Raw genomic sequence first — 21,005 nt, 5'->3', positions numbered from 1 at the left:
CAATAATTGGTGACCTAGAACATGTCAAAACGTGATTTTTACGAAGTATTAGGCGTGAGCCGCGATGCATCAGAGCGCGATATTAAAAAGGCGTACAAACGCCTAGCAATGAAATTCCACCCTGACCGTAATCAGGATGATAAGAGTGCGCCTGAAAAGTTTAAAGAAGTAAAAGAAGCGTATGAGATCCTAACCGACGCTCAGAAAAAAGCCGCTTACGATCAGTATGGTCACGCTGCTTTTGAGCAAGGTGGAATGGGCGGCGGCGGCTTCGGTGGCGGCGGTCAAGGCGATTTCGGTGATATTTTCGGCGATGTGTTTGGTGATATCTTCGGCGGCGGTCGTCGTGGCGGTGGTCAGCAACGTGCACAACGTGGTGCTGATTTACGTTACAACATGGAACTATCATTAGAAGAAGCGGTACGTGGCTGTTCTAAAGAGATCCAAGTACCGACATTAGTCGAGTGTGACACTTGTGATGGTAGTGGTGCGAAGAAAGGTTCTTCGGCACAAACGTGTGGCACTTGTCATGGTCATGGCCAAGTTCAAATGCGCCAAGGTTTCTTTGCAGTTCAGCAAACATGTCCTACGTGTAATGGTAAAGGTCAGATCATTAAAGACCCTTGTAACTCTTGTCATGGTCAAGGTCGCAAACAAAAAACGAAAACGCTTAATGTTAAGATCCCAGCAGGCGTGGACACTGGCGATCGCATCCGTTTATCGGGTGAAGGTGAAGCCGGAGAAATGGGCGCGCCAACCGGTGATTTATATGTTCAAGTACATGTAAAAGAGCACCATATTTTTGAGCGTGACGGCAACAACCTTTACTGTGAAGTGCCAGTAAGCTTTGTTCAAGCGGCTCTAGGTGGTGAAGTTGAAGTTCCAACACTTGATGGTCGTGTTAACCTTAAAGTGCCAGAAGAGACGCAAACAGGCCGTATGTTCCGTATGCGTGGTAAAGGGGTTAAAGGCGTTCGTAGCGGTGGCGTTGGTGACTTAATTGTGAAACTTGCGATTGAGACTCCGGTGAAATTAAGTTCACGTCAAAAAGAGTTACTTCGTGAATTTGAAGACACTTGTGGTGGTGCAGTTGCGAATAAGCACAATCCAAAATCAGAAGGTTTCTTTAATGGCGTTAAGAAGTTCTTCGATGATCTAACCAGCTAATTGGATTAGATGAAATGAGAGGTCTACTGCGGTAGGCCTTTTTTGTATCTATAGGTTGGGGGCTTGGGTGCTGATGTTCCAAGACGTAACTGAAAGTGAATGGACATTTAGCGAGTTGATGACAAAAAGCCCAGCAATCAAATTACTGGGCTTTTGGGTGTTTAATGCGGCAGTAGATTTAGCCGTTTAGCACAAACCGATTACTTGTTTGGAATCGCTTCTAATAGCGCACACATCTGTTCCCAGTAAAGTGTAACGGTATCGATTTTCACTTTCTCGTCAGGCGAGTGTGGGAATTTAATTGTTGGACCAAAAGAGACCATATCCATGTTCGGGTAAGGTTCTTTAAATAGACCACATTCAAGACCTGCGTGGATCACCATGATATTTGGTTTATGACCGTAGATACCTTCGTACATATCACGGAAAATACCCATGATTTCAGAATCAGCATCAGGTTTCCAACCAGGGTAAGCACCTGTAAATTCAACATCAGCACCTGCAAGTTCAGCAACAGAAGCAATCATGCTTTCTACTTGCATACGGCCTGAATCCATTAGTGAGCGGATTAGGCAAAGTACAGATACTTTATCGTCTTCAGTTGTAATTACACCAACATTCAAAGAGGTTTCTACTACACCTTCAATCTCGTCACTCATGCGAATAACGCCGTTTGGACAAGCATTCAACGCAGCAACGAAGCGGCTTTGGTCAGCATTCGCAAATACGCCTTGCTCTGTCTCAATCGCTTCGTTAAACGTAACGATGTCAGTTTCAACTTTACCAAGCTCAGTAGAAAGTAACTCAGTGTAGTAAGTGTAAAGTTCTGCTAGTTTTGCTTCATTCTCAGCAGGAACCGCAACAGTAACGAAGCCTTCTCGAGGGATTGCGTTACGTAGGCTGCCGCCTTTGAATTCGATCATTCGTAGATCAAGTTCTTGAGCGTGACCAGCAAGGAAACGAGCAAGCAGTTTATTTGCGTTAGCACGGCCAGTGTGAATATCACAGCCAGAGTGACCGCCTTTTAGACCTTTTAGGATTAGCTTACGAGTTACGTAACCGGCAGGTTGAGCTTCGCGAGTGATGTTGAAAGTCATTTCACCATCAATACCGCCAGCACAGCCCATGTAAACTTCGCCTTCTTGCTCTGAATCGGTGTTAAGAAGGATGTCACCTTCTAGCCAGCCCGCTTCTAAGCCAAATGCGCCTGTCATACCTGCTTCTTCATCGATAGTCAGTAGAACTTCTAATGGGCCGTGTTTAAGGTCGTTAGAAGCTAACACAGCAAGACATGAAGCCATGCCAATACCGTTATCTGCACCTAATGTTGTTCCTTTCGCTGTCACCCATTCACCATCAATGTATGGCTGAATTGGATCGGCTACGAAGTCATGCTCAGTGTCTTCATTCTTCTGTGGCACCATATCGATATGAGCTTGAAGTACGACACCTTTCTTGTTTTCCATTCCAGCAGTCGCAGGCTTTTTGATGAAAACATTACCTGTTGGATCACGACGAACATCTAGCCCTTGGCTCTTAGCCCAATCAACAATGTATAACGCTAAAGGTTCTTCATGTTTAGATGGGTGTGGGATAGAACAAATTTTATCGAAAAATTGCCAGATTAGTGCAGGTGATAAACTGCTGATTTCAGAATGGAATTCAGACACGGATGACTCCTTTATGGATTAATTACCAGATTTATGATTGCAAAGTCGTAGTAATAGTAGATTTATTATCTACCGACAGTTGCGTTGGTATGGCCACAGCATACCACTACTCGAATGGGGCTAGTAGTGGCAGAAATCGTGAAATGTCTCTGAGCTCTCAATTTTTATCTAAATGGGAATTTCAGTATATGAGTGTCGTTTTATTAGAAGTGTCCAACAGAGGCTCTGTAACTAACATTTCTGTAATTTAATTACGAAAATCATTTGATCTAGATCGTTATTTTTAAATAAGTGTGACTTAAGTCTACTTTTTTGTTGTAATTTTTTTTCTCAATGGTATATTAAACCCAACTTCTGAAGCGAAGAAGAAATGCTCAAAGGATGAGTCCGTTAATCGCCTCCAAGGAACTGAGAATCAAATTTTTGTTTATTGATTTATTAAGGTGATATTTATGAAAGGTTTACCAGCTGCAATGTTTTGGACAAACAACTCTGTTTTTACTAACAACTTTGCATACCCAACAAGCTTTGGTTACTAATTAATACCAACGCATGTGATTGAACATTATGTTCACCCCTATATATTAGAATTTTTCTACAGTCCTTGACTGACAAGATTCAACCGCCACTCCTCTTGAGTGGCGTTTTTTTATCTGAACCATTTTTTGATTAATCTTTGACCTTTAACGGTTGTCATTCCACCAACTCTCTTCTCCCTTAGCCACAACAGTCCATTATTCTGGATAAACTCGTAATTAAAGAACCACTGAATTCAGTAGAAAAATACCGAATAGATTAAATAACATCCATATTGATGGTTTTTAAATTTATGTTTAATTCATTGTTTTTAAAGTTATTTGTTGTGGAACGGATACTTTCTGATTGATGGTTTCTATCTTTTATAGAAAGAAATATTTATTAGAGTATGAATTCTATCTGGAATTTGTTATTTGATAACTTTATAATCCCTGCCAATCGATTACGCAACCGTTTACTTTGATAATTCACTAGCCACTTTTAGCGGATAAGAGGGCTACTGAATTTGATTACACTTTTTAGGAATAACAAAATGCTCGAAAGGCTATTTAAACTCAGCGAACATGGAACGAACGTTCGAACTGAAATCATTGCAGGTATGACGACTTTCCTGACAATGGCATACATCATCTTTGTTAACCCGGCGATTTTGTCTGATGCAGGAATGGATCATGGAGCCGTATTTGTAGCGACCTGTTTAGCGGCGGCGATTGGCTGTTTTATCATGGGATTTGTGGCGAACTACCCAATTGCACAAGCGCCTGGGATGGGACTCAACGCCTTCTTTACCTATTCAGTCGTACTTGGGATGGGATATACATGGCAAGTTGCACTGGCAGCCGTATTTGTTTCAGGTATTTTGTTTGTCCTTTTAAGTATCTTCAAGATTCGTGAATGGATCATCAATTCAATTCCTATGTCTCTTAGAACGGGTATCTCTGCGGGTATTGGACTTTTCTTGGCGTTCATTGCTCTAAAGAATGCAGGCATCGTGGTGGATAACCCAGCGACATTAGTTTCTATGGGTGCGATTACTTCTGTTCCTGCGGTACTGGGTGCGATTGGGTTTTTCCTTACGATTGCATTAGTTCACCGTGGTGTGAAAGGTGGAGTGATGATTGCCATTCTGGCGGTCACGGGTCTTGGTCTTATTTTTGGTGATGTGCAGTACCACGGTATTATGTCTGCGCCACCGAGCATTGCGCCGACTTTCTTGCAGCTAGACTTTTCTGCTGTATTTGAACTGGGTATGATTTCTGTTGTGTTTGCGTTCTTATTTGTCGATTTATTTGATACTGCGGGTACTTTAGTTGGTGTCGCACAAAAAGCGGATCTTATCGGTAAAGATGGCAAAATCCCTCGCCTTAATAAAGCACTGCTTGCGGATTCAACAGCAACATCGGTTGGTGCTCTGCTTGGTACCTCAAATACGACGTCATATATTGAAAGTGTTTCAGGGGTCGCTGCGGGTGGACGAACAGGTTTAACTGCGGTTGTTGTTGGTATTTTCTTCCTACTTGCTTTATTCTTCTCGCCATTAGCTGGAATGATCCCGGCTTACGCAACCGCTGGCGCACTGTTTTATGTCGCGATCTTGATGCTATCTGGTTTAGTTAGTATTGATTGGCGTGATCTGACAGAAGCGGCTCCAGTTGTCGTTACTTGCTTGCTTATGCCACTGACTTTTTCGATTGCTGAAGGTATTTCTCTTGGTTTTATCGCGTATGCGGCGATCAAGTTATTCAGTGGTAAAGGTCGTGATGTATCGATGAGCGTGTGGGTCATGGCTGCAATCTTTATTCTAAAATACGTGTTAACAGCTGCTTAATTCGTAAAACAATAAGTTTATAACTATTAGGTTTTATTATTATGACGACTAAATTCATCATTACTTGGGACAACATGCAAACATATTGTCGCCAGCTTGCTGAGAAGCAAATGCCAGCAGAACAATGGAAAGGGATCCTTGGTGTAAGCCGTGGTGGTTTGGTTCCTGCTGCAATTTTAGCTCGTGAACTTGGTATTCGTTACGTAGATACAGTGTGCATTGCAAGCTACGATCACGATCATCAGCGTGATATGCGTATCTTGAAAGCGCCAGAGCATGACGGTGAAGGGTTCTTGATTGTTGATGACTTAGTAGACAGTGGCGATACAGCACGTAAAATCCGTGAAATGTACCCAAAAGCTAAATTTGTGACGGTATGTGCAAAACCTGCGGGCGCAGATCTAGTTGACGAATACATTGTTGATATTGCTCAAGACACATGGATTGAACAACCGTGGGATACCGCGATTACTTACGTAGAGCCAATTAATCGTAAGCAAAAATAAGATCAAAATGTGATTATTTGAAAATGACCCTTTATTGGGTCATTTTTTTTATTATGATTAAGGCAAATCATTGTAAGAAGCGTAGATATGACTGACGAAACAAGTAAAAATTTGTCTGAGACCCTGTTTGTTAAGTACAAACAAGCACAGGAAACCTCTGCCTTAACACGTTACCTACCAAGCTCATTAGAGATCCTCAATGAGCGTAAACAGCAGGACAATTTTTCGTGGTATCGTAACCTACGTAGATTGCAATGGATTTGGCAGGGCATCGATCCTATTGAGCAAGAGGGGGTATTGTCTAGAATCGCTTGCTCAACGCACTCACGAACAGATGAACAGTGGCTCGATACCGTTATGGGTTATCACAGTGGAAATTGGGCTTATGAGTGGACAAAGCTTGGCATGCTTCATCAAAAAAGAGCCAATGATATGCAGAATGAAGAAGCAGCCAATGAGCTTTTTTCTGCCTCTCTGTGTTTCAGCATTGCAGGCTACCCACACCTTAAAAATGATAACCTTGCCTTACAAGCGCAAACCCTTGCGACAGGTGCCTACCAAGAAGCCGCGAAACACACGAAACATGTAATTAAGCAGATAGAGATCCCATATAAGAATAAGAAAATTATCGCTAATTTACATATGTCTTCAACTGACAAACAGCAGCCAGTCGTGATAGTAAGTGCGGGGTTAGACAGCCTTCAGACGGATATGTGGCGTCTGTTTAGAGATTATCTTGCGCCTAAGAATATAGCGATGCTGACTGTAGATATGCCTTCGGTTGGGCATAGTTCTCATTGGAGTTTGACTGAAGACTCTTCATGTTTGCATCAAGCTGTATTGAATGAACTGCCTAATTTACCCTGGGTGGATCACTATAAGGTTGGTCTAATCGGTTTTCGCTTTGGTGGTAATGCTATGGTTCGCCTCTCTTTTATTGAGCAGACTAAGATAAAAGCATGCATTAGCCTCGGTGCTCCGATCCATGATGTGCTCGCTACTCCTGGAAAATTAAAACAGATGCCCAAGATGTATCTTGATGTATTAGCCTCTCGACTTGGAAAGAGTGGGGTGGATATCAATAGCCTTGCAGGGCAAATGATGGCGTGGTCATTAAAAGTTCAAGGCATATTATCGAGCCGACGAACTAAAGTGCCAATTCTTGCCATTGGTTTAGAGGGCGATCCTATTTCGCCATACTCTGATAATCAATTGGTTGCACTTTTTAGTGAGTATGGAAAAGCAAAAAAAATTGATTCTAAAACTATTTCAAAAGGGTATGAGCAATCCCTCGATTTAGCAATAAAGTGGCTTGAAGAGGAATTATTTAGGTGACATTTTTCCTAATTTAGTTAAGCATGATATAGCAATGTAGCGTAAGCTTATGATCCCCATTCATAATTTATTGGAGAGGGTGGGGAGGACATTGTCATAAAGGATATTATGCTTTTCATTGAAATGGAGATTCAATATGTCAGATGAAATCACAAAGTCGACTCACTTTCGTCTACTTCCAGCACTAAAAGCGATTGGCCCATATTTGAGAGAGCCTCAATCGGAAGACGGTCATTACCTATTCGACTGCTTGTCAGTCTGTGTTAACGATAAAAAATCACCAGAAGAGCGAGAATTTTGGTGCTGGTGGTTAGAGCTTGAGCGGAATGATGAGGGCTTTGCCGCGAAATACCATATTGGTAAATACAATCAAGCGGGTGATTGGGTTGGTGAAAAAGTGCCAAAGAAAGCCCATGCCGAAATAAATCGAACCCAAGAAAATTTCCACGCTAAGCTTGTCGAGACACTTGCGACGAAATTTGACTTGGAAGTGACTATTCACGCAGATTCGGCCGAATTTGTCTGATTTTACCCAACTAACTTCTTCTTAGAACAAAAAGGTGCTTATTAGCACCTTTTCTACTTGTGAATTGATGGTTTGATTGTTAAAACAACGGTTCTTATATGTTTTTTAATTCAAAAGAACCCATGAATACGAATCAGAAAAGCGGGAACACAACACACTCCAAGACAGTGGTTGTTAAACTAGGTACTAGTGTTTTAACTGGTGGAACGTTAGCGCTTGACCGAGCTCATATGGTTGAGCTTGTGCGTCAATGTGCGGAGCTTAAAAAGCAAGGGCACTCAATTGTAATGGTATCGTCTGGTGCTATTGCGGCTGGACGTGAACATCTAGGATACCCCGCACTCCCCAACTCAATGGCAAGTAAACAACTACTTGCGGCAGTAGGGCAGAGCCAGCTGATTCAAGCGTGGGAATCACTTTTTGCTATCTACGGCCTGAAAATCGGCCAAATGCTACTGACACGAGCGGACCTTGATGATCGTGAGCGATTTTTAAATGCTCGCGATACCATTAATGCTTTAGTCGATCACGACATCATTCCTATTGTGAATGAGAACGATGCAGTGGCGACGAATGAGATTAAAGTTGGCGATAACGATAACTTGTCTGCTTTGGTTGGGATTTTGTGCGGTGCCGATAAACTGCTTCTGCTGACGGATCAACGCGGGTTGTTTACGGCGGATCCAAGAAGTAATCCGAATGCAGAACTTATCCGTGAAGTGACCACCATTGATGAAACGTTACGTCAAATCGCAGGTGGTAGCGGAAGCACATTAGGCACGGGCGGAATGGCAACTAAACTTCAAGCTGCCGATATTGCACGCCGAGCAGGAATCGAAGTGATCATTGCTGCGGGTAGTGCAGAAAATGTCATTTTTGATTCATTGAGTGATGAACCTCAAGGCACAAGGTTCTTGCCTTTAGCGGAAGCGTTAGAAAACCGCAAACGTTGGATCTTAGCGGGCCCAGCGGCTTCTGGAGATATTGTTATTGATGATGGCGCGGTAAGCGCTGTGGTTGAAAAGGGCAGTAGCTTGCTTGCCAAAGGCGTGGTAAAGGTGAGCGGACAATTCGCACGTGGTGAAGTGGCACGAGTGACCAACACGAAAGGCCAGCTTATCGCCCGTGGTATTTCGAGTTATTCCAACCAAGATTTAGCAAAAATTGTCGGTAAACACAGTAAAGATATCGGTTTGATTTTGGGTTATGACTATGGCTCAGAAGTTATTCACCGTGACGACCTCGTGGTTATTCAAGATTAACGATTTAAACGAATTTAGGGAGCGTTCAACGTGACTAGCTTACAAAATATGGGCATAGCGGCAAAAGAGGCGGCTTTCCATTTATCAACCGCATCGACGGCACAAAAAAACCAAGCATTAGCAACGATTGCTGATGAACTTGAAATCAATTCAGCGGCCATTTTAGCCGCGAATGCAAAAGATATTGAACTTGGACGCAATGCAGGGCTAACCGATGCTCTGCTTGATCGACTGATGCTGAACGAAGAGCGTTTAACGGGTATCGCTAACGATGTACGTAATGTTATTAGCTTAAACGATCCTGTTGGCAGTGAAATCGACAGTAAAGTATTAGAAAACGGCATGTCATTGTCGCGACGTCGAGTACCACTGGGTGTGGTTGGCGTGATTTACGAAGCTCGCCCAAACGTGACGATTGATATCGCGGCGTTGTGTCTGAAAACCGGTAATGCGAGTATTTTGCGTGGTGGTAAAGAGACCTTTTTCTCAAATATGGAGTTGGTTAAAGTCATTCAATCAGCTTTAGAAAAGGCACAATTACCAGCAGCTTCTGTGCAATACATTGAAAAACCTGATCGTGAATTAGTGTCACAACTGCTTAAATTGGATGACTATGTGGATATGATCATTCCACGCGGCGGCGCTGGTCTGCATAAAATGTGTAAAGAGAACAGCACCATTCCTGTCATCATTGGCGGTTTTGGTATCAGCCATATCTTTGTCGACGAGAGTGCAGATTTAGAAAAATCAGTTGATGTAGTCGAAAACTCGAAAGCACAGCGCCCATCTGCATGTAACTCATTAGATACGCTGCTGGTGCACGAATCCATTGCCGTTGATTTTCTGCCAATGTTAGCGAAACGCTTGAGTGGTAAAGTTGAGTTTGTGGTCGAAGAGAAAGCAAAGTCATTATTAAGCGAGACGGTGAAAACGGATGCTGACCTGCAATTACGTGATGTAATTTCTGGTGATTTTGATACTGAATGGCTCAGTTACACTTTGGGCATTAAAGTGGTATCGGGTGTGAAAGAGGCGATCGATCACATGCGAGTTCACAATGCAAGTCACTCTGATGCCATCATGACCAACAGCTTAACGAATGCGGAATTGTTTATTAATTCGGTAGGGTCTGCGGCGGTTTATGTGAATGCTTCAACGCGTTTTACCGATGGCGCTCAATTTGGTTTAGGGGCTGAAGTAGCAGTATCGACTCAGAAACTACATGCTCGTGGTCCGATGGGACTGGAAGAACTCACCAGCTATAAATGGGTAGGTAAAGCGAATTACTTGGTTCGTCCATAGCGCGTAACGTTAGGCAGAGATGCCTCTATAATGAAACGCTTCACATATAGAGTTTTGGTTAGAATTGGGGAGATCCCATCTCTATCCTAAGTTCTTGAGTGAAGCGTTTGCGTATTTGATATGAAAAACGCAATATACGCACCATTATTCGGCAAATCTCGGCCTAACTATCGACTTCTTCATTCACTCCCTGTCCCAATTCCGTTACACTGATGCCAATTAATTGGAGGTGATATGCATTGTCCTTTTTGTTCAGAAAATGACACTAAAGTGATTGATTCGCGCTTAGTCGCAGACGGTCACCAAGTTCGTCGTAGACGCCAGTGCTTAGCGTGTAGTGAACGTTTCACTACTTTTGAAAGTGCTGAGCTTGTGATGCCTAAAGTGATCAAATCAAATGGCAACCGTGAACCATTTAATGAAGATAAAATGGTGGGCGGAGTACAGCGCGCACTAGAAAAACGCCCAGTCAGTGCTGATTCGATTGAGTTAGCAATCAGTACGATTAAATCTCAGCTGAGAGCAACGGGTGAGCGAGAGGTTCCGAGTGACCTTATCGGTAACTTAGTGATGGAACAGCTTAAAGTCTTAGACAAAGTGGCTTATATTCGTTTTGCGTCTGTTTATCGTAGTTTTGAAGATATCCGAGAGTTTGGTGAAGAAATTGCCAAGCTAGAAGACTAACCGTTATGTCTAATTTCACTCCTCTAGATTATCAATTTATGGTGCGTGCGCTTGAGCTTGCCAAGCGTGGCATTTATACCACGGCTCCGAATCCTAATGTCGGCTGTGTGATTGCGCGTGACGGCGAAATCGTTGGAGAGGGTTTTCACCTAAAAGCAGGTGAGCCTCATGCTGAAGTTCATGCCTTACGAATGGCGGGTGAAAAAGCGGTGGGAGCCACGGCTTATGTCACTTTAGAGCCATGTTCGCATTATGGTCGAACGCCACCTTGTGCTGAAGGCTTGATAAAAGCGAAAGTCGCGAAAGTTATCTGTGCAATGCAAGACCCGAACCCTCAAGTGTCTGGCCGCGGTATTCAAATGCTGCGTGATGCTGGTATTGACGTTGAAGTCGGTTTATTAGAAGCCGATGCAAAAGCTTTGAACCCTGCATTTATCAAAAAAATGCAAACGGGGATGCCATTTGTTCAATTAAAAATGGCCGCGAGCTTAGACGGGCAAACCGCATTAAACAATGGTAAAAGCCAGTGGATAACTTCTCCCCAAGCAAGACAAGATGTTCAGACTTTCCGTGCGATGTCTGGCGCTATTCTCTCAACCAGTAAGACGGTGATTGACGATAATGCTTCGTTGAATGTGCGATGGGATGACTTACCTTGCAGTGTTCAGTCTCGCTATGGCCTAAAACCTAGTGCTTTACTAAAACCTAGTGCTTTACTGAAACCTAGTGCTTTACTGAAACCTAGTGCTTTACTGAAACCTAGCGATGTACTGAAACCTAGCGATGTACTTAAGCTAAGTGATGAGGTGAACTCTCAAGCTCAGAAGAGTGCGGTTAGGCAGCCTATTCGCGTGATTCTTGATAGGCAGCATCAGTTGACCGAAGATCTTAATCTGTTTCAAACTCAAGGTGAAGTGCTGAGAGTTGGCTCTGAAGGGTCGGATATCAACCTAACGGAGACGGGTCATCAACTGGATTTAGCTGAGTTGATGTCACAGTTAGCGGAGCAGCATAATATCAATCACGTGTGGGTTGAAGCTGGGGCGACTCTGGCCGGACAGTTGCTCGTTAATGGTTTAGTTGATGAGTTGATCGTTTATTTAGCACCTAAACTCATGGGAAGCGATGGCAGAGGCTTAATCGGAGCGCTCGGCTTAGAATGTATGTCGCAAGTGATTGAGCTTGATATTCAAGATGTTCGCCAAGTGGGTCAAGATATTCGCTTAATTGCTAAGCCTGTATTGAAAGAAAACAAATAGATGATATTCATAGGAATCATATGTTTACAGGAATCGTAGAAGCTGTCGGAACATTGGCGGCTATCACCCCAAAAGGGGAAGACATTAGCATTACAGTTAATGCTGATAAGTTAGATATGTCAGACGTTAATTTAGGCGATAGTATCGCGACTAATGGCGTTTGTCTGACGGTTGTAAAATTTGATGCTTGCAGTTATACCGCCGACCTCTCACTTGAAACATTGAAAAAAACAGGTTTTGCTCAATACCAAGCTGGCGATAAGGTTAATCTGGAAAAGGCGATGTTACCGACAACCCGCTTTGGTGGGCACATTGTTTCAGGCCATGTGGATGGTGTTGGTGAAATTGTAGAGCGAAACCATGTCGGACGTTCGATTGAATTTTGGGTCAACATGCCAGCAGATATTGCAAAATACGTTGCTCAGAAAGGCTCTATTACCGTAGATGGAATTAGCTTAACGGTTAATGCTCTACGTAAAAATGCATTCAAATTAACTATCGTACCTCACACCTCCGAAGAGACGACGATTGATGATTTTCAGGTCGGCAGAAAAGTTAATTTAGAAGTAGATGTGCTTGCTCGTTATATGGAACGTCTACTTCAAGGACAACAAGAAGAACAACCGGAATCTCGTTTAACGATGGAATTTTTGCAACAAAATGGATTTGCTTGATTCAATGAAAAAGTAAGGGGAGCTTCTCCTACACTCTTTTAGAATTACCGAAGATTTTCATGATTACAGTAGACTTTCATGATCACCGTAGATGTAAGCCTAGAGTCTTAACACCTAGCGCCTAATAAAATAGGAACAACATAATGCCAATTAGTACGCCTCAAGAAATTATTGAAGATATTCGCCTCGGTAAAATGGTTATCCTGATGGATGACGAAGATCGTGAAAACGAAGGCGATTTAATCATGGCAGCGGAACATATTACCCCTGAAGCGATTAACTTCATGGCAATGTATGGTCGCGGTTTGATCTGTCTAACTATGACAAAAGAGCGTTGTGAGCGTCTTGGATTACCGCCAATGGTTCAAGATAATAATGCTCAATACACAACTAACTTTACTGTTTCTATTGAAGCTGCTGAAGGAGTGACAACGGGTATTTCAGCATCTGATCGTGCGGTTACTGTTCAAGCCGCTGTAGCGAAAGATGCGAAAGCCGCTGATCTTGTTCAGCCGGGTCATATTTTCCCTCTTACGGCTCAAGAAGGTGGCGTGCTAACTCGCGCTGGACATACTGAAGCAGGCTGTGACTTAGGTCGACTCGCAGGCTTGGAGCCAGCTTCTGTTATCGTTGAGATCCTAAATGAAGATGGCACAATGGCTCGTCGTCCAGATTTAGAAGTCTTCGCAGAAAAACACGATATTAAACTCGGCACCATTGCTGATTTAATCGAATACCGAAACAACACAGAAACCACTATTGAGCGTGTTGCTGAGTGTAAGTTGCCAACGGAATTTGGTGATTTTGACCTTGTGACTTTCCGCGACACCATTGATAACCAAGTTCACTACGCGCTGAAAAAAGGCGATGTGAAAACGGGCGCTCCACTTGTGCGTGTTCACCTGCATGATACGTTTACCGATTTACTGCACTCAGACCGCAGCACAGAGCGTAGCTGGACGTTAGATAAAGCGATGCAACGTATTGGCACAGATGGTGGTGTTTTAGTGATTTTGGGTAACGAAGAGACGTCTGACACCTTGATCAATAAAGTGAAAACCTTTGAAGCACAAGATAAAGGTGAAGCTCCGACAATGGCGAAAAAGCAGGGTACATCTCGCCGTGTTGGTGTTGGCTCTCAAATTTTGGCGGATTTAGGAGTAAGCGATATGCGCCTGCTTTCTTCTAGTTCAAAACGTTACCATGCATTAGGCGGGTTTGGCCTTAATGTCGTTGAGTATGTTTGTGAATAATTAGCGTTTATTCAATACAAAAAAAGCGAATACAGAAAGCTGTGTTCGCTTTTTTATTTGAATAGGGCTAATTAAGTTAATTGGTATTAGATATCGCTCACAGTTCTGTGCTAGAATCCGTCGATTCTCACTTGATGAACATAGTTAAAGGAAGGCTTATGAAAGTGATCGAGGGTGGCTTCCCAGCGCCAAATGCAAAAATTGCTATCGTTATTTCTCGTTTCAACAGTTTTATTAACGAAAGTTTACTTTCTGGTGCAATCGATACTTTAAAGCGTCATGGACAAGTTAGCGAAGACAATATTACTGTAGTTCGTTGCCCTGGTGCAGTTGAATTACCGTTAGTTGCTCAACGTGTTGCGAAAACAGGAAAATTTGATGCTATCGTATCACTTGGTACTGTAATTCGCGGCGGAACGCCACATTTTGACTATGTTTGCAGTGAATGTAATAAAGGTTTAGCTCAAGTGTCTATGGAGTTCAGTCTTCCTGTAGCATTTGGTGTACTTACTGTTGATACAATCGATCAAGCTATTGAACGCGCAGGAACCAAGGCTGGTAATAAAGGTGCAGAGGCTGCACTAAGCGCACTTGAGATGATTAACGTTCTTTCTGAAATCGATTCCTAATGGGGGCCAGTGTGAAACCAGCCGCACGTCGTAACGCACGTCAATTTGCTCTGCAAGCAATTTATTCTTGGCAAATTACTAAAGAAAATGTCGCAACAGTTGAGGAACAGTTCCTAACTGGTGGCAAGTATGATGAAGAAGAGCATCATGAATTAGAACCGGCTTTGTCGGCTCCAGAAACAGACGTTGCGTATTTCCGTGATCTATTTTCTGGTGTTGTACTTGGTCATATGGAGCTGGACAGCAAATTGCGTCCATACCTATCACGTCCAATGCAAGATTTGGATATGATGGAACTTGCTCTGCTACGTCTTGCTATGTACGAGATGACTCGTCGTGAAGATGTACCATACAAAGTCGTAATCAATGAAGCTATTGAGCTAGCAAAAGTATTTGCAGCGGAAGATAGCCATAAGTTCGTTAATGGTGTGCTTGATAAAGCTGCGCCACACGTGCGTAAAAAGTAATTGATTATCTAAGAATTGAAAAGGTCAGCTATATGCTGGCCTTTTTTGTGAGTATTTTTTCAACAAACGTTCTAGATCCTAAATCAACACATCATGAAATTTAGTGATAAAGCCTTTTCGTGATTAAACCTAACTGTGTTGATATCTGCTCTATAATGATGGGTCTGAACGAGACATCAAGGATGTATGTATGTCTGGTGAATTCAATTTAATCGAAAAGTATTTTTCTAATCGCCAAAGTCAGCGAAAAGATGTGCAGTTATCATTAGGCGATGATTGTGCCTTAGTCAAACCGCCAAGTAATGTTCAAATTGCGATTAGTACAGATACGCTGGTCGCAGGTACACACTTCTTAGCCGATGCAAACCCTGCATGGGTAGCACATAAAGCATTAGCCTCCAACGTGAGTGATTTAGCCGCGATGGGCGCGACACCTGCGTGGGTATCATTTGCGTTGACCATGCCGGACGCTGATGAAGCGTGGCTGGCTCCATTTTGTGATGCGTTCTTTGAGTTAGCTGACTATTTTGGGATTCAATTGATCGGTGGAGATACCACCAAAGGCCCATTAAGTTTAACCTTAACGGTGCAAGGATTTGTTCCTGAAGATAAAGCGTTGCGCAGAGATGGCGCTAGTGTGGGGGATTGGATTTATGTCACTGGGAACTTAGGTGACAGTAAAGCGGGTTTATCCGTGATTTTAGATGATAGCCTCCGTTGCCAACCTTTTGCACAAGAACTTGAAAAACGTCATTACCTTAGCCAACCTAGAGTACTTGCAGGACAAGCATTGTTAGGTTTAGCGTCATCGGCGATTGATATCTCAGATGGGTTGATATCTGATCTTAGTCATATACTCAAACGCTCAAATGTTGGGGCCAGTATTAATGCTAATTTGTTGCCTCTCTCTTCTGAACTTATACAATTTAGTGGTAATGTGGACAGTGCTCAGCAGTATGCTCTGACGAGTGGGGAAGAGTATGAACTCTGCTTTACCGTTCCTGAAGAGAATAAAGGATCACTGGAAACTGCTTTAGCTCATATTGGCGCGAAAGTAACATGTATTGGTCAGATCCGTCCGCAAGGAATGTTAGAACTGCATAGCAACGGGCAACCTCTTGATTGGCACTTAGATGGCTATGATCACTTTAAGGTTAAATAATTATGACTAACCCTCTCTCTTTAATTTCATTAAAAAACCCATGGCATCTGTTGGCGACGGGCTTTGGCAGCGGTTTATCGCCGATCATTCCGGGAACAATGGGGACTCTTGCTTCTATTCCATTCTATTTGCTTCTTGTTCAGTTGCCGCTTCCGATGTATTTAGTGGTGGTGGTTATTTCATGCATTATTGGCGTTAAGATCTGCCAAGTTACGTCAGATGACATGAAAGTTCACGATCATGGTTCAATTGTGTGGGATGAATTTGCGGGCTTTTGGATCACCATGAGCTTAGTGCCTATGCTAGACCTTCCCGTAGATGACTGGAAATGGCTTATCACCGGTTTTGTACTGTTTCGTTTCTTCGATATGGTTAAGCCGTGGCCTATTGGTTGGCTAGATAAGCGCGTCGATGGCGGCTTTGGGATCATGGTAGACGATATCGTCGCTGGTGTAATGGCGGGTGTCGCTTTGTATCTTGTTGGGCATTTTTCTGGTTGGTTATAATGGTAGCTGCCTAATGTTAGACAAATGAACGGTTCTTAAATGGTAATAAAAAAGCCCACAGATTTTGCTGTGGGCTTTTTTGTATCTTTCTAATTTTGGTTATTTTTCAAGATATTGTTGAATCGAACGAATGATGCCATCACTGTCTAACCCAAGCTCTTGATGCAGTTCGCCTTGCGTACCTTGAGCAATAAACTTGTCAGGAAGACCAAGAGTAAGAACGGGCATTGGGCGCTTATCTTGCATTAAGAATTCAATCACGCCTGCGCCTGCACCACCAATGATGGCATTCTCTTCCAGAGTAATAAGCACATCATGATCAGCGGCCAGTTGCCGGATTAACTCTTCATCGAGAGGCTTAACAAAACGCATATCCGCAACGGTTGCGTTTAGTGTTTCTGACGCTTCCAAAGCATTTGGCAAGAAAGTACCAAAGTTCAAAATCGCGACTTTATTCCCATCTTTTGGTGCATCGCTTTGCTTGATGATTCGACCTTTGCCAATTTCAAGTGCGGTGAACGTTTCGACTAACTCAGTGCCCATGCCATTACCTCTTGGGTAACGCACAGCACTTGGACCTGTATGCTTATGGCCAGTATAAAGCATCTGACGGCACTCATTTTCATCACTTGGTGCCATGATGACCATATTAGGAATGCAGCGCATGAAGCTTAAATCAAAGGCTCCTTGGTGAGTTTGACCATCGGCACCCACAAGACCTGCTCGGTCAATTGCAAACATCACGGGTAAATCCATGATCGCAACATCGTGAATCAGTTGGTCATAACCACGCTGTAAGAAGGTAGAGTAAATCGCGACGATAGGGTGATCCCCTGCGATAGCCATGCCTGTTGCCAAAGTAATAGCATGTTGTTCTGCGATTGCCACATCATAATATTGGTCTGGGAACTCTTTGGAGAAGCGCACCATGCCTGAACCTTCACGCATTGCTGGCGTGATTGCTCTTAACTTAGGATCTTGCGCGGCCATGTCACATAAGAAGTCACCAAATATCTTAGAGAAAGTTGGTTTACTGCTTGTGCTCTTAGGCAGGCTGCTGTGGCTAGGGTCAAATTTAGGGACACCATGATAGCCAATAGGATCTTTTTCTGCGGGCTCATAACCTTTGCCTTTCTTGGTCATAATATGCAGAAATTGAGGGCCTTTTAGCCCACGCATGTTGCGCAGCGTTTTAATCAGCTCATTTACGTCGTGACCATCCACAGGGCCAATATAATTAAATCCAAGCTCTTCAAAAAGGGTTCCAGGAACAACCATGCCCTTAAGATGTTCTTCAGTGCGGCGTACTAATTCTTTGATTGGTGGAACACCAGAAAGAACTTTTTTACCGCCTTCACGAATAGATGTGTAAAGGTTTCCTGAAAGTACTTGAGCTAAATGGTTGTTCAGCGCACCGACATTCTCTGAAATCGACATTTCGTTATCGTTTAATACCACGAGCATATCCGAATGAACATCACCTGCGTGATTCATCGCTTCGAACGCCATACCAGCGGTAATTGCACCGTCACCGATAACGCTCACCACTTTGCGGTCTTTGCCTTCCTTCTCAGCACTAATTGCCATACCAAGAGCGGCACTTATCGACGTTGAAGAGTGTCCAACTGAAAGGGTGTCGTACTCGCTCTCTTCACGCCAAGGGAAAGGATGTAACCCATCTTTCTGGCGAATCGTTGATAATTTCTCTCTTCGACCAGTAAGGATCTTGTGCGGGTAAGCTTGGTGGCCAACATCCCAAACAAGTTGATCGAATGGAGTGTTGTAGACATAGTGCAACGCTACCGTGAGCTCGACTGTACCTAAACCAGACGCTAAGTGACCACTTGATTGGCTCACTGAGTTTAGAAGGTATGAGCGTAGTTCATCACATAATTGTGGCAGAGTGGATTTTGGCAAAAGGCGCAGATCATCAGGAGTGTCTGCTAAAGCCAATGTTGGATACTTTGAAATATCAAGAGTCATATAATTGCGCGCTTATAGTCTTAGTTCTTGCGCTCGATGACGTATCGGGCGAACTCTTCGAGTAACTGGGTATTGTATGGGATTGCATCCAAAGCTTGAAGGGCTTCAGTTAACAGAGTTTGAGCTTTTTTCATTGCGCCATCTAATCCGAGCAATGAAGGGTAAGTGCTCTTGTTCAATTCTTGATCTGAACCTTGTGGTTTACCCAATGTTTCAGTATCGCCAATAATATCCAAAATATCATCTTGGACTTGGAAGGCTAAACCAATCGCATCAGCATATTTATCAAGTTGAGGTAAAATTTCCACGCCTTTTTGACCCGCAGCCAACGCGCCTAAACGAATAGCACACTTCATGAGTGCGCCCGTTTTGTTTTTGTGGATATCTTTTAGCTCTTCGAGCGAAACCGAGCGGTTTTCTGCTGCAAGATCAAGAGCCTGACCAATGCACATGCCTGAGGCGCCAGATGCTTGAGCTAAGACTTGAACCATCTTAATACGGTTCGCTTCGCCATCAGCGGATAGCTCACCTTCTGCAAGGATGGTAAAGGCTAACGTTTGTAGAGCATCGCCAGTTAAAATAGCGGTGGCTTCATCAAATTTAATATGACAAGTCGTTTGCCCACGGCGCAGTTCATCGTCATCCATTGCAGGAAGATCATCATGAATTAAAGAGTAAGCATGGATGCACTCTATCGCTGATGCTGGTGTGTCTAGAGTGGCTGATGAGCACCCGAGCATTTCCCCTGTGATGTAAACCAAAAATGGGCGCGCTCGCTTTCCTCCAAGTAATAAACCATAGCGCATTGCTTGCACGAGAGGTTGATCTTGATGAGGTAGGCGATCGAGCCAATAATTTAATTGGGAATTATTTCTTTCCTGATAAGAGGTTAAGGCCTCAACCATAGGGGGTCTCATATATTTTGTTCTAGTCTTGCTGAGGATTAAATTCGCTTAATTCAGCATTGTCGTCATTTTGTAGCAAAATACTGACACGCTGTTCAGCATCGCTTAATTTATTTTGTCCGGCGCGGGCTAATGCGATGCCACGCTCGAATTTCTTTAGCGCATCATCTAAAGCCAGTTCACCATTTTCTAGTTGATCAACTAGGCCGTCGAGCTCTTCGATCGTTGCTTCGAAGGTCATATTTTCAGGTTTCTTAGTCGCCATAATAATTCTGCATTGCAAAAGATGCACGAAAGTTACCTTAGGGCGTGAAGATGGTCAAATTTAACCAAGTAAAATTGTTAGAAAAATGGAGCTCATACGTGCTTGAGTCGAAGATAAAACTTAACATATCAGCTCGTGTGATGAACAAAACCCACGTAGACTCAAATAGCTAAGAATGAGTATTGATCAAATTTAATGAAAAAGTATGAGATTTACTCCAAGGTTTCACTTAAAGATCTTACGATCTTGCCGATAACAAGATTATTCTCCATATAGTTGGCACAAAACAGATAGCATGAGGAGTGCTTTGTGGATTTAGCAACGCTGATAGGTCTAATAGGTGGCTTCGCCTTTGTAATCATGGCAATGATTCTTGGTGGCAGTCTATCCATGTTTATTGATGTCACTTCGATTCTGATTGTGGTTGGTGGCTCTACGTTTGTTGTATTAATGAAATTTACCATGGGGCAGTTCTTTGGAGCCGCCAAAATTGCAGGTAAAGCTTTCATGTTTAAGTCAGACGAACCTGAAGATTTGATCGCTAAAGTTGTCGAAATGGCAGATGCAGCTCGTAAAGGGGGCTTCCTTGCTCTTGAAGAAATGGAAATCACGAACAGCTTCATGCAAAAAGGTATCGATCTTCTCGTAGACGGTCACGATGCTGATGTGGTGCGCGCCGCTTTGCAAAAAGATATCGCTTTAACCAATGAACGTCATGAACAAGGCGGTAAAGTATTCATGGCCTATGGTGATGTATCTCCAGCGATGGGGATGATCGGTACCTTAGTTGGTTTGGTGGCAATGCTTTCAAACATGGATGACCCTAAATCCATCGGTCCAGCGATGGCGGTTGCTTTGCTAACGACACTATATGGAGCGGTATTATCCAATATGATCTTTTTCCCTATCGCCGATAAGTTGGCCTTGCGTCGAGAGCAAGAGACACTGAACCGCCGTTTAATTATGGATGGTGTGCTTGCGATTCAAGATGGGCAAAACCCTCGTGTGATTGATAGCTACCTGAAAAACTACCTCAACGAAGGTAAGCGACTTCTTGGTGTTGATGGTGAATAGACAGGACTCTT

General features: G+C 43.3%; 20 protein-coding genes. 16 read left to right on the top strand and 4 right to left on the bottom strand.

Annotated features, from left to right (window positions below; translation table 11 throughout):
* The first annotated feature begins 21 nt into the window (after window positions 1-21).
* A complete protein-coding gene (dnaJ, locus tag F0249_RS12585) occupies window positions 22-1,167 on the top strand; it encodes a molecular chaperone DnaJ (protein WP_113796520.1) in 1,146 nt (381 codons plus the stop codon).
* 200 nt (window positions 1,168-1,367) lie between these two features.
* On the opposite strand, the gene F0249_RS12580 is transcribed toward dnaJ, so the two are convergent.
* A complete protein-coding gene (locus tag F0249_RS12580; protein WP_017051700.1) occupies window positions 1,368-2,837 on the bottom strand; it encodes an aminoacyl-histidine dipeptidase in 1,470 nt (489 codons plus the stop codon).
* A gap of 1,069 nt (window positions 2,838-3,906) precedes the next feature.
* Between F0249_RS12580 and F0249_RS12575 the strand changes: the two genes are divergently transcribed.
* The 14 genes from F0249_RS12575 to pgpA all read left to right on the top strand — a co-directional run bounded on the left by F0249_RS12575 (window position 3,907) and on the right by pgpA (window position 16,767).
* Complete coding sequence (locus F0249_RS12575; RefSeq protein ID WP_017051703.1) at window positions 3,907-5,202, top strand: NCS2 family permease; 1,296 nt, start codon at window positions 3,907-3,909, stop codon at window positions 5,200-5,202.
* A gap of 41 nt (window positions 5,203-5,243) precedes the next feature.
* Entirely contained in the window at window positions 5,244-5,708 is a 465-nt protein-coding gene (gene gpt / locus F0249_RS12570) for a xanthine phosphoribosyltransferase (RefSeq protein ID WP_017051704.1), read from the top strand.
* Window positions 5,709-5,795: 87 nt separating this feature from the next.
* On the top strand, window positions 5,796-7,043 hold the full coding sequence (gene frsA / locus F0249_RS12565) for an esterase FrsA (protein ID WP_113796516.1): 1,248 nt from the start codon (window positions 5,796-5,798) through the stop codon (window positions 7,041-7,043).
* A 136-nt stretch (window positions 7,044-7,179) separates the two neighbouring features.
* Entirely contained in the window at window positions 7,180-7,569 is a 390-nt protein-coding gene (crl, locus tag F0249_RS12560) for a sigma factor-binding protein Crl (protein WP_017051706.1), read from the top strand.
* A 98-nt stretch (window positions 7,570-7,667) separates the two neighbouring features.
* Window positions 7,668-8,831: a glutamate 5-kinase gene (gene proB, locus F0249_RS12555; RefSeq protein WP_171756894.1), complete on the top strand. Its 1,164-nt coding sequence runs from the start codon at window positions 7,668-7,670 to the stop codon at window positions 8,829-8,831.
* 48 nt (window positions 8,832-8,879) lie between these two features.
* The gene (locus F0249_RS12550) at window positions 8,880-10,133 is read left to right on the top strand and encodes a glutamate-5-semialdehyde dehydrogenase (RefSeq protein WP_171756936.1); all 1,254 of its coding nucleotides are present in this window, start codon (window positions 8,880-8,882) and stop codon (window positions 10,131-10,133) included.
* 234 nt (window positions 10,134-10,367) lie between these two features.
* Complete coding sequence (gene nrdR, locus F0249_RS12545) at window positions 10,368-10,817, top strand: transcriptional regulator NrdR (RefSeq protein ID WP_017051709.1); 450 nt, start codon at window positions 10,368-10,370, stop codon at window positions 10,815-10,817.
* Between the two features lie 5 nt (window positions 10,818-10,822).
* Window positions 10,823-12,076: a bifunctional diaminohydroxyphosphoribosylaminopyrimidine deaminase/5-amino-6-(5-phosphoribosylamino)uracil reductase RibD gene (ribD, locus tag F0249_RS12540; protein WP_171756893.1), complete on the top strand. Its 1,254-nt coding sequence runs from the start codon at window positions 10,823-10,825 to the stop codon at window positions 12,074-12,076.
* Between the two features lie 20 nt (window positions 12,077-12,096).
* The gene (locus F0249_RS12535; RefSeq protein ID WP_017051711.1) at window positions 12,097-12,750 is read left to right on the top strand and encodes a riboflavin synthase; all 654 of its coding nucleotides are present in this window, start codon (window positions 12,097-12,099) and stop codon (window positions 12,748-12,750) included.
* Window positions 12,751-12,893: 143 nt separating this feature from the next.
* Window positions 12,894-14,003, top strand: a complete 1,110-nt coding sequence (ribBA, locus tag F0249_RS12530) for a bifunctional 3,4-dihydroxy-2-butanone-4-phosphate synthase/GTP cyclohydrolase II (protein ID WP_136995878.1) — start codon at window positions 12,894-12,896, stop codon at window positions 14,001-14,003.
* A gap of 158 nt (window positions 14,004-14,161) precedes the next feature.
* Entirely contained in the window at window positions 14,162-14,632 is a 471-nt protein-coding gene (gene ribE, locus F0249_RS12525) for a 6,7-dimethyl-8-ribityllumazine synthase (protein WP_017051713.1), read from the top strand.
* The gene (gene nusB, locus F0249_RS12520) at window positions 14,632-15,099 is read left to right on the top strand and encodes a transcription antitermination factor NusB (RefSeq protein ID WP_017051714.1); all 468 of its coding nucleotides are present in this window, start codon (window positions 14,632-14,634) and stop codon (window positions 15,097-15,099) included. The genes ribE and nusB overlap by 1 nt, the downstream gene beginning before the upstream one ends.
* Window positions 15,100-15,289: 190 nt before the next feature.
* Window positions 15,290-16,261: a thiamine-phosphate kinase gene (gene thiL, locus F0249_RS12515; protein WP_171756892.1), complete on the top strand. Its 972-nt coding sequence runs from the start codon at window positions 15,290-15,292 to the stop codon at window positions 16,259-16,261.
* 2 nt (window positions 16,262-16,263) lie between these two features.
* Complete coding sequence (gene pgpA / locus F0249_RS12510) at window positions 16,264-16,767, top strand: phosphatidylglycerophosphatase A (protein WP_017051716.1); 504 nt, start codon at window positions 16,264-16,266, stop codon at window positions 16,765-16,767.
* Between the two features lie 99 nt (window positions 16,768-16,866).
* Here pgpA and dxs read toward each other — a convergent pair whose 3' ends face one another.
* Genes dxs through xseB form a run of 3 tightly spaced genes read right to left on the bottom strand, consistent with a single transcriptional unit; the run spans window position 16,867 to window position 19,920 of the window.
* Entirely contained in the window at window positions 16,867-18,750 is a 1,884-nt protein-coding gene (gene dxs / locus F0249_RS12505; RefSeq protein ID WP_171756891.1) for a 1-deoxy-D-xylulose-5-phosphate synthase, read from the bottom strand.
* A 20-nt stretch (window positions 18,751-18,770) separates the two neighbouring features.
* Window positions 18,771-19,655, bottom strand: a complete 885-nt coding sequence (gene ispA / locus F0249_RS12500) for a (2E,6E)-farnesyl diphosphate synthase (protein ID WP_113796500.1) — start codon at window positions 19,653-19,655, stop codon at window positions 18,771-18,773.
* Window positions 19,656-19,677: 22 nt separating this feature from the next.
* On the bottom strand, window positions 19,678-19,920 hold the full coding sequence (xseB, locus tag F0249_RS12495; protein ID WP_113796498.1) for an exodeoxyribonuclease VII small subunit: 243 nt from the start codon (window positions 19,918-19,920) through the stop codon (window positions 19,678-19,680).
* A 309-nt stretch (window positions 19,921-20,229) separates the two neighbouring features.
* Between xseB and pomA the strand changes: the two genes are divergently transcribed.
* Window positions 20,230-20,994, top strand: coding sequence for a flagellar motor protein PomA (gene pomA / locus F0249_RS12490; RefSeq protein WP_017051720.1), 765 nt, complete (start codon window positions 20,230-20,232; stop codon window positions 20,992-20,994).
* Window positions 20,995-21,005: the final 11 nt, after the last annotated feature.

Source organism: Vibrio sp. 03-59-1 (assembly GCF_013114135.1).
Taxonomy (GTDB): Bacteria; Pseudomonadota; Gammaproteobacteria; order Enterobacterales; family Vibrionaceae; genus Vibrio; species Vibrio cortegadensis.
The sequence above is the reverse complement of the archived record's forward strand: the minus strand, read 5'-3'. Positions and strand labels throughout refer to the sequence as shown.

Coding starts and splice junctions, on each gene's coding strand:
- dnaJ (WP_113796520.1), top strand. CDS start 22: ATGTCAAAACGTGATTTTTACGAAGTATTAGGCGTGAGCCGCGATGCA.
- F0249_RS12575 (WP_017051703.1), top strand. CDS start 3,907: ATGCTCGAAAGGCTATTTAAACTCAGCGAACATGGAACGAACGTTCGA.
- gpt (WP_017051704.1), top strand. CDS start 5,244: ATGACGACTAAATTCATCATTACTTGGGACAACATGCAAACATATTGT.
- frsA (WP_113796516.1), top strand. CDS start 5,796: ATGACTGACGAAACAAGTAAAAATTTGTCTGAGACCCTGTTTGTTAAG.
- crl (WP_017051706.1), top strand. CDS start 7,180: ATGTCAGATGAAATCACAAAGTCGACTCACTTTCGTCTACTTCCAGCA.
- proB (WP_171756894.1), top strand. CDS start 7,668: ATGTTTTTTAATTCAAAAGAACCCATGAATACGAATCAGAAAAGCGGG.
- F0249_RS12550 (WP_171756936.1), top strand. CDS start 8,880: ATGGGCATAGCGGCAAAAGAGGCGGCTTTCCATTTATCAACCGCATCG.
- nrdR (WP_017051709.1), top strand. CDS start 10,368: ATGCATTGTCCTTTTTGTTCAGAAAATGACACTAAAGTGATTGATTCG.
- ribD (WP_171756893.1), top strand. CDS start 10,823: ATGTCTAATTTCACTCCTCTAGATTATCAATTTATGGTGCGTGCGCTT.
- F0249_RS12535 (WP_017051711.1), top strand. CDS start 12,097: ATGTTTACAGGAATCGTAGAAGCTGTCGGAACATTGGCGGCTATCACC.
- ribBA (WP_136995878.1), top strand. CDS start 12,894: ATGCCAATTAGTACGCCTCAAGAAATTATTGAAGATATTCGCCTCGGT.
- ribE (WP_017051713.1), top strand. CDS start 14,162: ATGAAAGTGATCGAGGGTGGCTTCCCAGCGCCAAATGCAAAAATTGCT.
- nusB (WP_017051714.1), top strand. CDS start 14,632: ATGGGGGCCAGTGTGAAACCAGCCGCACGTCGTAACGCACGTCAATTT.
- thiL (WP_171756892.1), top strand. CDS start 15,290: ATGTCTGGTGAATTCAATTTAATCGAAAAGTATTTTTCTAATCGCCAA.
- pgpA (WP_017051716.1), top strand. CDS start 16,264: ATGACTAACCCTCTCTCTTTAATTTCATTAAAAAACCCATGGCATCTG.
- dxs (WP_171756891.1), bottom strand. CDS start 18,750: ATGACTCTTGATATTTCAAAGTATCCAACATTGGCTTTAGCAGACACT.
- ispA (WP_113796500.1), bottom strand. CDS start 19,655: ATGGTTGAGGCCTTAACCTCTTATCAGGAAAGAAATAATTCCCAATTA.
- xseB (WP_113796498.1), bottom strand. CDS start 19,920: ATGGCGACTAAGAAACCTGAAAATATGACCTTCGAAGCAACGATCGAA.